General features: G+C 65.0%; 10 protein-coding genes and 2 tRNA genes. 4 read left to right on the top strand and 8 right to left on the bottom strand.

The annotated features are described in order from the left end of the window. Window position 1: 1 nt before the first annotated feature. Both NZU74_11010 and NZU74_11015 read left to right on the top strand, forming a co-directional pair. Entirely contained in the window at window positions 2-2,566 is a 2,565-nt protein-coding gene (locus tag NZU74_11010) for a glutamine amidotransferase (protein MCS6881855.1), read from the top strand. After that, window positions 2,566-3,621 carry a beta-lactamase family protein gene (locus NZU74_11015; GenBank protein MCS6881856.1) on the top strand — a complete coding sequence of 352 codons (1,056 nt, stop codon included), beginning with the start codon at window positions 2,566-2,568 and terminating at the stop codon, window positions 3,619-3,621. The genes NZU74_11010 and NZU74_11015 overlap by 1 nt, the downstream gene beginning before the upstream one ends. Window position 3,622: 1 nt before the next feature. Here the strand turns inward: NZU74_11015 and pstB are convergent, their stop codons facing one another. The 7 genes from pstB to NZU74_11050 form a co-directional block, all read right to left on the bottom strand. Continuing rightward, window positions 3,623-4,423 carry a phosphate ABC transporter ATP-binding protein PstB gene (gene pstB / locus NZU74_11020; GenBank protein ID MCS6881857.1) on the bottom strand — a complete coding sequence of 267 codons (801 nt, stop codon included), beginning with the start codon at window positions 4,421-4,423 and terminating at the stop codon, window positions 3,623-3,625. Continuing rightward, complete coding sequence (gene pstA, locus NZU74_11025) at window positions 4,420-5,754, bottom strand: phosphate ABC transporter permease PstA (GenBank protein ID MCS6881858.1); 1,335 nt, start codon at window positions 5,752-5,754, stop codon at window positions 4,420-4,422. The genes pstB and pstA overlap by 4 nt, the downstream gene beginning before the upstream one ends. Continuing rightward, a complete protein-coding gene (gene pstC / locus NZU74_11030; GenBank protein ID MCS6881859.1) occupies window positions 5,754-6,716 on the bottom strand; it encodes a phosphate ABC transporter permease subunit PstC in 963 nt (320 codons plus the stop codon). Before pstC ends, pstA begins: the two co-directional genes overlap by 1 nt. A 151-nt stretch (window positions 6,717-6,867) precedes the next feature. After that, the gene (locus NZU74_11035) at window positions 6,868-7,971 is read right to left on the bottom strand and encodes a PstS family phosphate ABC transporter substrate-binding protein (GenBank protein MCS6881860.1); all 1,104 of its coding nucleotides are present in this window, start codon (window positions 7,969-7,971) and stop codon (window positions 6,868-6,870) included. A 422-nt stretch (window positions 7,972-8,393) separates the two neighbouring features. Then, window positions 8,394-9,299, bottom strand: coding sequence for an isoaspartyl peptidase/L-asparaginase (locus NZU74_11040; GenBank protein MCS6881861.1), 906 nt, complete (start codon window positions 9,297-9,299; stop codon window positions 8,394-8,396). 234 nt (window positions 9,300-9,533) lie between these two features. Then, window positions 9,534-9,609 (bottom strand) — tRNA-Ala (locus NZU74_11045). A gap of 7 nt (window positions 9,610-9,616) precedes the next feature. Continuing rightward, window positions 9,617-9,689 (bottom strand) — tRNA-Ala (locus tag NZU74_11050). 317 nt (window positions 9,690-10,006) lie between these two features. On the opposite strand from NZU74_11050, the gene NZU74_11055 reads away from it, so the two are divergent. Beyond that, window positions 10,007-11,188 (top strand): zinc-dependent metalloprotease, encoded by a 1,182-nt coding sequence (locus tag NZU74_11055; GenBank protein MCS6881862.1) that lies wholly within the window; start codon window positions 10,007-10,009, stop codon window positions 11,186-11,188. A gap of 292 nt (window positions 11,189-11,480) precedes the next feature. Here the strand turns inward: NZU74_11055 and ligA are convergent, their stop codons facing one another. After that, window positions 11,481-13,565 carry an NAD-dependent DNA ligase LigA gene (gene ligA, locus NZU74_11060; protein MCS6881863.1) on the bottom strand — a complete coding sequence of 695 codons (2,085 nt, stop codon included), beginning with the start codon at window positions 13,563-13,565 and terminating at the stop codon, window positions 11,481-11,483. A 198-nt stretch (window positions 13,566-13,763) separates the two neighbouring features. Between ligA and NZU74_11065 the strand changes: the two genes are divergently transcribed. Further along, on the top strand, window positions 13,764-15,143 hold the full coding sequence (locus NZU74_11065) for a cyclopropane-fatty-acyl-phospholipid synthase family protein (protein MCS6881864.1): 1,380 nt from the start codon (window positions 13,764-13,766) through the stop codon (window positions 15,141-15,143). The last annotated feature ends 303 nt before the right edge of the window (window positions 15,144-15,446 follow it).

Raw genomic sequence — 15,446 nt, forward strand, 5'->3', positions numbered from 1 at the left:
GATGCTCTTGCGTAATCCTCAGTTGCTCTGGCTCCTGCTGACGCTGCCCGCGTTTGTGCTGTTCTGGCGCTGGCATGGAGTGCGCGTCCCCGCAGCGGCGCTTGTGCTGCGCCTGTTGACCGTAACGCTGCTGATTCTGGCCCTGGCCAACCCCCTCATTGGAACGACGCCGCTCCCGGAGAGTGCGCTGGTGCTGCTAGTGGATCAATCGGACAGTCTCTCGGAGGGGACGCGCGCGGGGTTGCGAACACAGGCTGCGGAGCTGGCACGAAGCGCCGGGGCCGGAGTGAAAGTGCTCTACTTTGGCGCGAACGTAGTCAATGCTGGCTTGTCGGATGACGAGACGCAGATGCCCGCGGCCCTCGATCCGGGCGGCAGCGACCTGGCGGCAGCGCTCCGCGCGGCACGGGCACTGTTGCCCGGCGGCGGCCAGGTCATCCTGATCTCCGATGGTCTTGCCACCACCCCGGACGCGCTGCTTGAGGCCCGCCTGGCCGCGCAGGCCGGCGTGCGGGTGGACGTGGCGCCTGTCGTGCCCGCCGAGGCGCCGGAGGTGGCGATCGCCGGCCTGGACGTGCCGCGAGCTCTGCGCCTGGGTGAAGCGTATCCGATCGCGATCAACGTGCGCTTCAGCCCCGCGCCAGGGGCTGCCGAGCCGGTGCGCGGGCGCCTGCGCCTGTGGGAGGGTGAGGCGCTGCTGGGCGACGAAGAGGTGCTGCTGTCTCCCGGTGAGGAGGTGTTTACCTTCTCGCACACTGCCGGGGCGGTGGGCGTCGTCCGGCTGCGGGCCGAGCTTGAGACGCCGGTGGGCGACACCTACAGCGCCAACAATCGCGCCGCGGCCGTTGCCGAAGTCAGCCCGCCGCCGCAGGTGCTGCTGGTAGCCGCCAGCGACGACGAGGCCGCCCTGCTGGGCGATGCCCTGCAGCGGCAGGGGGTGGAGACGCGCCGGGTGCGCCCCGCCGAGATGCCCTCGCGCCTGGTTGACCTGGCGGCCTACGACGGGGTGGTGCTGGTGGATGTGCCAGCAGCGGCCCTGAGCCTCGACCAGATGGCCAGCGTGCGGGAGCTGGTGCGGAGCGAGGGGCGCGGCCTGGTCGCGATTGGCGGGCGCAATTCCTTCACCCTGGGGGCCTACAAGGACACGCCCCTCGAAGAGACGCTGCCAATCACCATGGAACCGCCGCCCCGTCCCCAGCGCACCGAGATCGCCCTGCTGCTGATCGTTGATCGCTCGGCGAGCATGACCGCCGCAGTGGGGGTCAGCAAGTTTGATATGGCCAAGGAAGCGGCCATCCTGGCAACCGAGAGTCTCAAGCCCGAGGATCGCATCGGGGTGCTGGCCTTCGATACCGGGAATCTCTGGGTGGTGCCCTTCCAGCAGGTGGGAGCAGGCCCGCGCCTGGCGGCCATCCAGCAGGCCATCCTGGAGCTGCCCAGCGGTGGCGGCACTGATATTGAACTGGCCCTGACCGAGGGCCTGCCGGCCCTGGCCCGGCAGCCCGCCAGTGTGCGCCACGCCGTGCTGCTGACCGATGGGCGCAGCTTTACCAACAATATGGCCAACTACGAGCGTCTGGTGCGCACAGCCCGCGCTCAACAGATCACTCTCTCGACCATCGCTATCGGTGAAGACGCCGATACCGCCCTGCTCGACCAGTTGGCCCGCTGGGGCGCCGGGCGCTACTACTTCGCTGATCGTCCTGAGGAGATTCCCCGGCTCACTCTGCTAGAAAGCGAAATTGCCCGCTCCGTCCCCCTGGTCGAGGGGGTGGTGCAGCCGCTTCTCGACCGGCCACACCCGATACTGCGCGACTTCGCCCCGGCTGAACTGCCCGAGCTGGCCGGCTACGTGGCCGCCACCGCCCGTCCCGCGGCGGATGTGGTCCTCCGCGCTCCCGAAAACGATCCGCTGCTGGCTGCCTGGCAGTACGGGCTGGGGCGCGCCGTGGCCTGGACGCCGACGGCTGGCGAGCCATGGGCCGCGGCATGGACGCGCTGGGAAGGTTTTGAACGCTTCTGGGCGCAAACGGTGCGGTACACCTTGCCCGAACCTGACAGCGGACCGCTTCAGGTGCGCATCGAGACCCGTCCGGGCGGGGCGCGCCTGGTGGTGGACGCCGTGCAGCCGGGGGGCGTCCCCGTAGACCTGGCCACGGTAAACGCGCGGGTAACCCTGCCCGGCGGCGAGCAGCGCGCCTTCGATGTGCCGCAGACCGCTCCCGGTCGCTACACGCAGGATCTGGTGCTGGCCGTGCCGGGCGCCTACCTGGTCTCGGTGGTATTGCTCCACGATGGTCGCCTGCAACAGCGTGACGTGGGCTTTGTGCAGCCCGTCGCGCCGGAGTATCGCCAGCGGAGCGACCCCGCCGAAGGGCGGGCGCTGCTGGAAGCCATCGCCGCAGCTACCGGGGGGACGGTGCTGGCCGATCCGGGGCAGGCGGGTCTGCCGGCCGCGGGCGCGCTGGAAGCGCCGGAGGGGCTATGGCCCTGGCTGCTGGGTCTGGCGCTGGGGCTGTGGGTGCTGGAGATTGCCGTGCGGCGCGGAGTCTTCGTGCGCTCGTGATGCAGGCCGTGATTGACCGCCTGATCCGCCGGGCCATTGCCGAGAAGGTGTTTCCGGGCGCCGTAGTGCTGGTGGCGCGCGAGGGCAAGCGGTTGCACCACGCCGCCTACGGCTTCACCATGTACAATGCGCCTGGTTCGCGCCCTCTGACTCCGACGGACATCTTCGATATCGCCTCGCTCACCAAGGTCTTTACCGCCAGCGCCGCCCTGGCGCTGTACGATGCCGGGTTGCTCGATCTGGAGGCCCCGGTATGCCGCTATCTGCCGCGCCTGGGCGCGGAGCAGGTGCTGGTGCGCCATTTGCTGACGCACACCTCGGGGCTGGACGTGCGGCTCTCGGTGCTGCGCGCGCTTGGTCCGGAGGGCATTCGCACGGCAGTGTACGGGGCCACGCCGGCGCGCCCGCCGGGAAGCGTGGCAGCCTACACCAACATCAACAGCTTCCTGCTGGGTGAAGTGGTGAGCGTGCTGGCCGGCATGCCGCTTGACGCGGCCATTGGCGCGTTGATCCTCGAGCCACTGGGGATGCGCGAGACAGGCTTTTGCCCGCCTCTGGAGCTGCGGGCGCGCATTCCGCCGACAGAGGTCGAGCCAGACTGGCGCGGCCTGGTCCACGGCGTGGTGCACGACGAAAGCGCGTATGCCCTGGGGGGTGTGGCGGGCCACGCGGGGTTGTTCAGCACGGCCGGCGACCTGGAACGCCTGCTGCGCATGTGGCTACAGGGCGGGGCATGGGAGGGCCGCCAGATACTGCGAGAGGCTACGGTAGCCGCGGCGCTGCACGACTATACCGGGGCCTTGCCGGCGCTGGCGGGAGCGCCCGCGCGGACGGGCCTGGGATGGATGCTCGACCGGGCGAACTTCATGGGCGCGGCGCCGGCAGGGAGCTTCGGGCACACTGGCTTCACCGGCCCGGCGATAGTAGGCGTGCCTGCGCGGGGCCTGGCCCTGGTGGCGCTCAGCAACCGCACCTACCCCCGACGCACGCCGCCGCCGTACCGGCATCACGCGGTAACAGCGGCGGCGCTGGAAGCGGCGCTGGAGTGGAACTAAATTACCCGAAGCGCCCGGAGACGTACTCCTCGGTGCGCTTGTCGGAGGGGTTCTGGAAGACCTTTGAGGTCACATCGTACTCGATCAATTCACCGGCGCGGTCCGCCTTGTCCATCAGGAAAAATGCCGTGTAATCGGACACGCGGGCAGCCTGCTGCATATTGTGGGTCACGATCACGATAGTGTAGCGCAGCCGCAGTTCCAGCATCAACTCCTCAATCTTGAGGGTCGAGATCGGGTCAAGGGCCGAGCACGGCTCATCCATGAGGATCACCTCGGGCTGCACGGCAATCGCCCGGGCGATGCAGAGACGCTGCTGCTGGCCGCCGGAGAGGGAAAGACCACTCTGGTGGAGCTTGTCCTTGACCTCTTCCCAGAGGGCCGCTCCGACGAGGGCGCGTTCGACCAGTTCGTCCATCTCGGCCTTGGTGCCCTTCCAGCCATTGATGCGCGGGCCGTAGGCGATGTTGTCGTAGATGCTCTTGGGGAAGGGATTGGGCTTCTGGAACACCATGCCGATCTGGCGCCGCACCTGCACCGCGTCCACGTCAGGATCGTAGAGATTCTGGCCGTGGTAGAGCACCTCGCCCTCGGTGCGGGCGCCGGGGATAAGGTCGTTCATGCGGTTGAAGGAGCGCAGCACTGTAGACTTGCCGCACCCCGACGGGCCGATCAGCGCGGTGATTTTGTTCCGTTCGATGCTGAAGGTTACATTCTTCACCGCCCGAAACGCGCCATAGTAGATATTCATGTTCCGCGTTTCGATGGCGTATTTCGAGTCATTCATGGTTGTAGTGGTCATGTAGACACCCTCTTGGAGCGCAGATAGTTGCGGAGCAAGATCGCCGTGGCATTCAGCGACAGCAGGAGAATGAGCAGAACGATGATGGCCGCGGCGGCAATCGCGCGAAACTCCGGCTGGGGCCGCGAGGTCCAGTTATAAATCTGGAGGGGCAGGACGGTAAACTTGGAGAAGAGGCCGCTGGGATCGGTCACAATGAAGGTCGAGGCGCCGATAACGATCAGCGGCGCGGTCTCGCCGATAGCGCGGGAAATCGCCAGGATGGTGCCGGTAAGAATGCCAGGCATCGCATGGGGCAAGACGATCTTCCAGACCGTCTGCCACTTCGTGGCTCCCAGGCCGAAACTAGCCTGGCGCAGCGAGCTCGGCACGGCGCGAATGGCCTCCTGGGAGGAGATAATCACCACCGGCAGGACGAGGAGCGACATCGTGAGGGCGGCCGACAGGATCGTGCGCCCGTTGGCCGTCGTAGGATCAGCATACCCGAAAACGGCGCCGCTAGTAATTTGCTGCATGGAGCGCACGAAGATCGCCAGGCCCAGAATGCCGTAGATGATCGAGGGCACGCCGGAGAGGTTGTAGATATTAGTTTCGATCAAACCCGATGTGCGCTGCAGGGCATTGTTCATCCAGCGCCCGACAGGGGAGCGTTCATCGAAGGGCTTATCGTTCTTGTATTCCTCGAGATAGATTGCCGCGCCAACTCCCAGCGGGAAAGAGATGAGCATGGTCAAGACCAGGAGGAAGAGACTTCCCAGGATCGCGGTGCGGATGCCGGCCTCAACAGGATCACTCGACATCGGTTTGACGATAAAGTCCCAGGAGAGCCAGCTTTTGAACTGGATCTCGGCGCGGGGGTGGCTCTCGCGCAGTTCAGCCTCGATGGCCGGGCGGTTGAAGAGGAACTCAGTGAGCGAGTAGACGGCGACCACCTCGGGCTTGATGATCTCCTCGTTGATGATGTCAATCAGTTCCTCGCGGCTGCGCTCGGCCAGTGGCCGTTCCCGTTCGAGGTTCTTCAGGACGCGGGAGCGCAGGTTCGTTTCCAGGATGGCAATCAGTTCTGCCTGCGACAGTTCTTCGAGCGGGCGGCCGTCGGTAAGCTCCTCTTCCTCTACCGTATACTGCACCCCGATGCCGCCGAAGGCGTCATCAACAATATTGTAGGCCAGCATCAGCAGGATAATAATACCGAAAATGGTGCTGGCCAGCAGGATGCCTTCCCAGACCTTGCCGCGGCGCTGGCGCTCGCTGACATTCTCGCGAGCGGCCTCGCCCTCGGGGAGGCTGCCGATTGACCGGGGCTGCGTCCGTTGCGATTCTGTGCTCATCAGTCGTACACCTCCCGGAAGCGTCGCACGATCCTGCGGCTGGCGATGTTGAGTGCCAGGGTGATAAAGAAGAGGAGCAGACCGACGGCAAAGATCGACTTATAGTCCATACTGCCATAGCTCGGGTCGCCGCCGGAGATGCGCGCGATATAGCCGGTCATCGTTTCGGCAGACTCGAAGGGGTTCCAGGTCAGGTTCGGTTTGGCGCCGGCCGCGAGGGCCACGACCATCGTTTCGCCGACGGCGCGCGACATTGCGACGATGCACCCGGCGAGGATGCCAGAGAGGGCCGCAGGCACCACCACCTTGATGGCCGTCTCCCACTTGGTGGCGCCGAGGCCAAAACTGGCCTGCCGCAGGCTGTTAGGCACGGCGCTCAGGGCGTCTTCACTCAGGGTGGCGATAATAGGGGTGATCAGCACGCCCACCACCAGACCTGCTGACAGCATGTTGTAGATCGAAACGACATCGCCAAAAATCCCGCGCAGAATGGGGGTCACAAACGTGAGGGCGAAGAAGCCATACACCACAGTGGGGATCCCGGCCAGCAATTCGATGACCGGCTTGAGAATGCCGCGGGTGCGTTCCGAGGCGTATTCGCTCAGATAGATCGCCATGCCCAGCCCGAGAGGGACAGCGACGAGCATAGCAATCAAACTGATCACCAGCGTCGCGTTGACCAGAGGCAGAACGCCGAACTCATTGATGGGCGGTTGCCAAACAGTGCCGGTAAAGAACTGAACCAGAGTCACTGCGGGATCGGCGAAAAAAGCGAGTGACTCCTGAAATAACACATAGACGATGGCAACAGTGGTAAAAATCGAGACAAAACCACAAACAATGAGCACGGTCTGGATGATCGACTCGCCAATCCGGGGGCGTTTCCGCAGGTCTATGGTCTGGGGAACGGTTACCGCAAGCGCCGCGCGCTGTTCAGCTTTGGCCTGGGCCTGATCTGCCATACGTATTGTCCTTGGGTTTTTAGCGCCTAGTGTTAGAGACTGTCTAGACAACCAGGCGATAAATATTTGGTTTAGGTCTGGGAGGGCTATGCCCTCCCAGACCTTCGTAATCTAAGACTGGCTTGTAGATGTGACCGTCACTTCTTGCCGGCTACTTCTGCGCGTCGAGCCAGCGCTGGCGCGCCTCGTTCAGAGCATCGTCGCTAGCCGGGAAGTAGCCCACCTCCTTAATCTCTTCATCAACATAGGTCAAGTAGAAGTTGATGAAGGCGTTGACCTGGGGCTTCTCCTTCATGATCTTGGCATCGGAGTAGATGAAGAGCGGGCGGGCAAGCGGATACTCGCCGCTCTCGGCCGTTTCATCGGTCGGCTCGACGCCTTCGATCTTGACGGCGCGCAGCTTGCTGCGCTCCGAGGCATAGTAGGCGTAACCGAAGTAGCCAATCGCGTAGGGAGAACCTTCAACGCCCTTGGCCAGAACGTTGTCGTCCTCCGAGAGTTGCGGGTTGGCGGACAGGATCGGCTGAGGATCCTTGTCGAAGATCACTTCGACGAAGTAGTCGAAGGTGCCGGAGTCGGTGCCGGGGCTGTAGAGCTGGATCGGCTGGTCGGGGAAGCTGGGGTCCACTTCGCTCCACTTCTTCACCTTGCCCGAGAAGATGTCGGCAAGTTGCGCCTTCGTCAGGTTCTCGACGAAGTCGTTCTGAGCGCTGACCACCACTGCGAGGGCGTCGGTGCCGACGCGGAACTCGATCGGCGTGCGCCCGATGGCCGCGCAGTTCTCGGTCTCTTCCTTCTTGATCGGGCGCGAGGCGTTGGCGATATCGGTCTCGCCAGCCTTGCAGAAGCGCTCGAAGCCGGCGCCGGTGCCGATGCTGTCAATAGTGATCTGGCCGCCGAACCCGTCCTTCTTGAACAATTCGGCCATACGCTCGGTGAGCGGGTAGACTGTCGAGGAGCCGGCGATAATGATGTTGCCGCTCACCGAAGCCGGGTTGACTTCAGGCAGTTCGATCAAGGCGCCGCCTGCGGGCGGAGTGGTCGGTGCAGGAGCGGCGGTGGGCGCCGCGGTAGGGGCGGGAGCGGCAGTGGGCGCCGCGGTCGGCGCCGGTGGCGCAGTGGGCGCCGGAGCTTCTGTAGCAGGGGGAGCCGGAGCAGTGGTCGGAGCGGTGGCAGTGCCGCCGCCGCAGGCGGCAACAAGTGGCAGGAGCAGCAAGAATGCCACCAGTGCCGCCAGAGTGCGAACACGAGACATAACGATACCCTCCTCTGAGCTAGTCGTTGCGGAACACCCCTGTGGCATACCGCATTCGTGGCGTGAATATGCGTTCCCGGAGCGTCGCTGATGTGGAGCTTCGGGAAGGCGACTCGCAGGCGCACAGGCAGCGTGGCCTTGTTAGCATAATACTCACGCCAACAGCGACATCTTAGCGGTTTGAGATTAAATGCCGCACAAGGAAATGTTAACTTATTGTTAAGAGGCTGTCCGAATGCCGGTTAACTGATGACAGGCGGGGAGAGCTTTTCCTTGCCAGGCCCTGTGCGCCACTCGTAAGGTTGGCGCTGCCAGGCTGGACGGGCGTGGGGAAGCCCGGCTTCGCCGCCCTGCGCAACCTGGAGGGTTGCGCTACTGCGACAGGCGGGCGGGTAGGGAACCCGGATTTGCCCCCGCCACCTTCATACCCCATACACCGGATCACTCGTGCCGCTGCGGTAGGCATAGGCCATGCGGCGCGTGTTCCAGGCCAGGCCAGGCCGGCCGTCGGGCGTGAGCACAATGCAACCGCCGGCGCCGCCGCTGACGCGCCGGTTGAGGATGCGCACCGCGGCTTCGGCGGCGGCCTGGGGCGGCAGGCCCCGTTCGAGCATGTCAACCACACGGCGAGCGAGAGCGACGCGCACGATCGCTTCGCCCCATCCGGTGCAGACGGCGCCGCCGACCTGTGCGTCGGCGTACAGGCCGCAGCCGATCAGCGGCGTATCGCCGACCCGTCCGGGGAGCTTGAAGGGCGTGCCGCCGGTGGAGTTGGCGGCCACCAGGTTGCCGCTCTGATCGAGAGCGATGGCCCCCACCGTATCGCGGCCACCCAGGACATGCCGCGCGTCGCTGTCGGCAGCGGCGACCTGGCCGGCGCGCCACGCTTCCCACAGCTTGCGCTCGCGTTCGATCACTAGCTCGCTGTTGTCGCACAGGGGGATGCCCTGAGCGGCGGCGTAGCGTTCGGCGCCTTCGCCGACCAGAAAGGTGGCCGGGCCTTCCAGGAGGCGATGGGCCAGACTGATGGGATTGCGCACGCGGCGGAGATTGGCCACGGCGCCGTAAAGCAGGCTCCGTCCATCCATCATTGCGGCATCGAGTTCAACTGACCCCGCGGCGGTGAGGTGTGAGCCGGTGCCAGCATCGAAAGTGGGATCGTCTTCCAGCAGGCGCACGGCAGCCTCGCACGCCTCACGCGCCGACCCGCCGCGCTCAAGAATGGTCCAGCCCGCGGCCAGCGCGGCCCGGCAGCCGGCCAGATGGGCCTCAACCTGCTCATCGGGGATGGCCCAAGCGCCGCCGTGGACGATCATTGCTATACGCATGCGCTACTACCCCAGGTCTGCAATGCTACCGAAGTCTTAATCTATCACAATAGCGACAGGGGCGCAAAGGTGCGCTTGCGGATTTTAGATTCAGGGACCGAGCGTGTTGCCGCTGGATTCAGGCGGCGTTGGACTGATGCAGGTCGTCTGGAACCGTGCCAGTGTCAGTTAGGGTCGGTGAGAGCGGGCCATGCAAAGAGCCGCCGCACCTTGCTGCGACGGCTCTTGCTACTCTGGTGGAGCCAAGCGGGCTCGAACCGCTGACCTCAACACTGCCAGTGTTGCGCTCTCCCAGCTGAGCTATGGCCCCTACCCTGTGGACGCACGGGGATTCGAACCCCGGACCTCGACAGTGCGATTGTCGCGCTCTCCCAACTGAGCTATGCGCCCATGGCCTGTGAAAGTATACCACCACGGGTGACGGATGTCAAACGAGTCAGCCGAGACGCCAGGGCTAATGCAAAGTCTTTGGGGTTTGCCTCAAACGCCGGGTTTTCGATGGTTTTGGCGGCGCAGCCGCCCCACACCTCATCTTCGGCGACGGACTTTGCTCAAGCCCTGCTTCAGCCAAAACGCGTTGGACACGACGCTTGCAGACGTGTTACACTGTTTCTTAACATCCCGCGTCGCAGGAAGGACGGCTCTCTGGCCGGCAGGGGCGCAGGGAAAGGCGGTGTATCCGCTTTCACGTTAGAAAGGATTTGTTTGTGTCTACACCTGGTAATGAGCTTCGCCGGCTCGGCGCCATGCTGCTGCTAGGGGTTGTTGCGGGCGCCGCCGCGCGTCACTATATCGAGAGTCGCACGCGCAGCGAGGGCTACCGCCCGCCACGCCTGATTGACTGGCAGCAGGCCCGCGAGATGGCTCTGCGCGTGGCGCAGTGGGAGCAGGCGCCGGTGCTGAACCGCGCCTATCGCCAGGAGCAGTATTTTCGTCTGGTGAAGCGCAGTGAGCCGTTGATCGCGGAGTACCTGGGGGTGCAACTGCCTCAGCCGATCAGCCGGGTGTATGTCCACGACCGGCGCGAGTGGCTGGAGGCGAACTTTGCGTCGTTCGAGCAGTTGTTCCGCCCGATCGAGGAGATTTACGAGCGGAACGGCGGCGGGCGCAGCGTGAGCGCCGTGCTCTTCGGCGAACTGAACGGCAAGTTTCTCGGCGCGCAACTGGGCTTGCTGCTGGGCTATCTGGCCCGCCGTGTGCTTGGCCAGTACGATCTGAGTCTCCTCTCGCCTGATCCCGCCACCCGCGGCGCGCTCTACTTTGTCGAACCGAATATTGCGCGCGTCCAGCAGCAGCTCGGCCTCAATGACGAGGATTTCCGCCTCTGGATCGCTCTGCACGAGGCCACCCACGTGTTCGAGTTTGAGGCGTATCCGTGGGTGCGCCAGCACTTCCGCGATCTGTTGCAGCAGTATTTCGATCAGCTCAATCTGCAACTGGAGCGTTTCGGCAACGGGTTGCCGCAGTTGCTGGTTCGCATCGCCCAGGGCCTTGCCAGCGGCCAGCACTGGATCGAGACCATGTTGACCCCCGAGCAGCGGCGGATCTTTGAACAACTCCAGGCGCTGATGTCGCTGGTCGAGGGCTATGGCAACCATGTCATGAACGCGGTGGGCCGGCAGTTGCTGCCGAGTTTCGAGCAAATCGAACAGCGTGTGGCCCAGCGCCAGGCGAATAAGACGGTCCTCGAGGTGCTGATAAACCGGATTACGGGCATGGATCTGAAGCTGATCCAGTACCAGCAGGGTGAGGCCTTCGTCAACGCAGTGACGCAAACCCGTGGGGTGGTCTTCGCCGCCCGCGTCTGGGAGCGGCCTGAGAATCTGCCTACCCTGGAGGAGATCCGCAATCCGGGAGCCTGGATCAGGCGTATGGACCGGCAAGGATAATTTGGATTTTGGATTTTGGATTTTGGATTGCCATATACGGAAATCCAAAATCCAAAATCCAAAATGGCCATACTCCTCCACCAGTTGCCCGGCAGCGGTGCAGGGATCAAGAAAGTGGCCGCGTTCCAGGGAGGCGCGCTACGAAGGCGCGGGTCACTGCCAGACGGACGGGGGCGGGTGCGATGCCTGCCTGAAGTGAAGGCAGACGGCCCGGGGGCGGGTTCTGGGAGGGCGAGGATCTCTCACGAACACGTCTCAGGGCGGACAGGCAGGGGTGACCGGCTGGTCGCCCCTACTGTGTTTGTGGGGCCGGAGGGAGAGACGGCTCGCCTTCGATATTGCCGTCACCGGCGCCGATCAGCGCCAGCAGGCCTGCTTCGTCGAGCACAGGCACGCCAAGTTCCCCGGCTCGGGCCAGTTTGCTCCCCGGATTGGCCCCCGCCACCACGTAGCTGGTTTTCCTGCTGACGCTATCGGTAACCTTGCCGCCGTGGGCGATGATCAGCTCGCTGGCCTGATCGCGAGTGAGCGTGGGCAGCGTACCGGTGAGGACGAAGGTCTTGCCGGCGAGACTGGCGCTGGCGCTCGGGCGCGAGGTCCCGCCGCTCAGCCGCACCCCTGCGGCGCGGAGCTTTTTGACCACGCGCCGCTCCTCCTCGCGGCTGAAGAAGTCCGCCACACTGGCGGCCACCACCGGGCCGATGCCGTCAATGGCCTGAAGTTCTTCCTGGCTGGCGGCCATGATCGCGTCGAGACTGCCAAAATGGGCCGCCAGAGCTGCGGCGGCCACACTGCCGACGTGGCGAATGCCCAGGCCAATAATCACCCGTTCCAGGGGCCGCTGTTTCGACTCTTCAATAGCCCGCAACAGATTGGCGACCCGTCTGGGGCCGTAGCCCTCGACGCCCTGGAAGTGCTCCGGCGTCAGGTTGTAGAGGTCGGCCACGTCGTTGACCCAGCCCATGTTCACGAACAGCTCGGCCTGACGCTCGCCGATGCCGGCGATGTCCATCGCGCCGCGACTGACGAAGTGTTCAATCCGGCGCACCAGTTGGGCCGGGCAGATGCCGAAGTTGGGGCAGCGCCAGGCCGCCTCGCCAGGCTGCCGCTCCAGGGGCGTGCCACAGGCCGGGCAGTGGGTGGGAAAGCTCCAGGGCTGCTCGGCGCCGGTGCGCAGGCGCAGCACCGGTCCCACCACGTAGGGAATGACATCTCCGGCCCGCTGCACGATCACATAGTCGCCGATGCGGATGTCGCGCTCGGCGATGTAATCGGCATTGTGCAGACTGGCGTTACGCACGGTCACTCCGCCGATAACCACTGGCTCCAGTTCGGCGTTGGGCGTCACCACCCCTGTGCGGCCCACGTTCACGGTGATGTTAAGCAGGCGCGTGACGGCCTCGCGGGCGGGGAACTTGAAGGCCACCGCCCAGCGCGGCTCGCGCTGCACAGCGCCCAGGACGCGCTGTTGCTCGAAGTCGTCCACCTTGATCACGATGCCGTCGGCCTCGTAAGGGAGCTGGTCGCGGCGGGTCATCCACTCGCGACAGTAGGCGATAACCTGCTCGAAGTCCTCGAAGTGGCGGGCATCGGCGTTGACGGGGAAGCCCAGGGCGCGCAGGTAGCGGAGCGCCTGCCACTGGCCGGTCAGGGTGACGCCCTCGAAGGGGCCGACGCCGTAGGCGAAGAAGCGCAGGGGCCGCGCTGCGCTGATCGCGGGGTCCTTCTGGCGGAGGGAGCCAGCGGCGGCGTTGCGGGGATTGGCGAAGGTCTTCTCACCGGCGGCAGCCAGACGTTCGTTCAGCGCCTCGAAGTCGGCGGTGCGCATATACACCTCGCCGCGCACCTCGATCAGGCTGGCCAGGGGCAGCCCCGTCTCCTGCGGGTCGCGCAGGCGCAGGGGGATGTCGCGCACAGTGCGCAGATTGGCGGTGACATCCTCGCCCACCTCGCCATCGCCGCGGGTGGCTCCCTGCACCAGGATCCCACCGCGGTAGGTGAGGGCCACGGCGAGGCCGTCAATCTTTGGCTCGACCACATAGGAGACGGAAACATCGGGGCCGAGCAGCTTGAGCACGCGGCTCTCGCGCCACTCGCGGAGTTCGGCCTCGTTCATCGCGTTGCCGAGGGAGAGCATGGGTTGAGGGTGGCGCACCCTGGCGAACAGGCTGCTGGCCTCCCCGCCTACCCGCTGCGTAGGCGAGTCGGGGGTGATCAACTCGGGGTGGGCCGCCTCGAGGGCGCGCAACTCGCGCATCAGCGCGTCATACTCCGCGTCGCTCAGGGTCGGAGCGTCGAGCACGTAGTAGCGGTAATTGGCCTCTTCGATGGCGGCGCGCAACTCGGCCGCGCGCCGGGCGGGATCGCGGTGGTCCATAGTGGATGAAGCTCCCTGGGTGCAACCTGGAGAGTTGCGCTACGATTCGTTCCCTCAATAGCCGGGGTGTAGGGAAGCCGGGTTCCCCCTTTGTTTGTCAGAGTGACATATTTCACGCATTATGACGCATTATTCGATATAATTGTTCAATCTATAACCCCTTGCTGGTTGTATTGTACCTGTGGAGGAGGGTCAACGATGGACTTTCTGCAAGCGCCCAGGCAAACAACGACGCAGCAAGCTGCTACGGACTCGGTTGATCTGAGCCGTAAGATCCTGGCGGATCTGTTTGGACCTCCAGAACGGCGCGCTTTCGCCGTCGCCTTCTGGGATGGCAGCCGCGAGGCGCCGGGCGGGGCGCCCGCGTTCACGCTGGTGTTGCGACGTCCCGACGCGCTTCGGCGCATGCTCGCGCCCCCCTCGGAGTTAACCCTGGCCGAAGCCTATCTGCGTGGCGATATTGACATCGAGGGCGATCTCGGCGCCGCCAGCGGAGTGGCCGACGAGCTTGGGGCCTTGCTGACCGCTCCAGGGCGCCTGGCGCGGGTAATGCTGCGCCTGCAGGCCCTCCCTGCCGCTGATGAGACGCCGGTTGCTCAGACGGACGGGCGGTTTCAACACCAGGGTCAGCGCCATTCGCTGGAACGCGATCGCGCCGCCGTGCGCCACCATTATGATCTCGGCAACGACTTCTATGCCCTGTGGCTGGACCGGCGCATGGTCTACTCCTGCGCCTACTTCCCGACAGGCGGCGAGACCCTCGACGAGGCTCAGGAGGCCAAACTGGAGTTGATCTGCCGGAAGCTGCGCCTGCGCCCCGGCGAGCGCTTGCTCGACATTGGCTGCGGCTGGGGCGGGTTGATCAGCTATGCTGCCGAACGCTACGGCGTCGAGGCCCTGGGCATCACCCTCAGCGAGGCCCAGGCCGAACTGGCTCGCGAGCGAATCGCGGCGGCAGGGTTGAGCGGGCGCTGTCGGGTGGAGATCTGCGACTATCGCGAACTGCCGCCCTCAGAGGTGTTCGACAAGGTTGTCAGCGTGGGCATGGTCGAACACGTTGGCCGCGCGCAGATGCGCGCCTACTTCGAGGCGGCCTTCCGCCACACCCGCCCCGGCGGCCTGTTCCTCAACCACGGCATCGTCCTGGCGACGCGGCAACGCCAGACCAGCCTGAGCCGCATCGGGGCCAGGCTATGGGGGCAGGGGGCCTTCATTCAACGCTACATCTTCCCCGACGGCGAGTTGTTGCCCGCTGGCGAGATGTTGAGCTACGCTGAGGAGTGCGGGTTCGAGCCGCGCGACCTGGAGAGCCTGCGCGAGCATTATGCCGTGACCCTCGATCACTGGCGGCGGCGCCTGGAGGCGCGCCAGACCGAGGCGGTCGCGCTGGTGGGCGAGCGGTTGTACCGCGCCTGGCGGCTCTACCTGGCCGGTTCGGCCTGGCGCTTCCGCGTCGGGCAGATCGGCATTGTGCAGATGTTGTTCGCCCGGCAAACCGCCCGTGGCCGGGTTGAATTGCCCCCGACCCGGGCCGATCTGTACGCCGAGCGACCTCTGGAGTGGAGTGTAGGGGGATGACGCCGAAGGTTGGGCCACTTGTGCACCCTCGGGTGGGAGGGGAGGTGGGGAAACCTCTCAGGTGTAGGGTTTTTCGAGCGAGAAGGAGTTTTCGGCATTCCAATGCGCTTGTGATCCTCACCCCCCGCCCCCCTCTCCACCGTAGGTGGAGAGCGGGAAGTTGGGCGTCCCAATGTCCCGGATGGCGCATGTGACGCGAGGATGTGCTGGAAAACCCTACACCTGAGAAGGTGGGGAAACCCGGTTTCCCCGCTTTCCAACTGCTGTTGGGGCGCCTGAGCTCCCAGCACCGGTTGGAAGCCG

The sequence above is a fragment of the Chloroflexaceae bacterium genome (assembly GCA_025057155.1).
Lineage (GTDB): Bacteria > Chloroflexota > Chloroflexia > Chloroflexales > Chloroflexaceae > JACAEO01.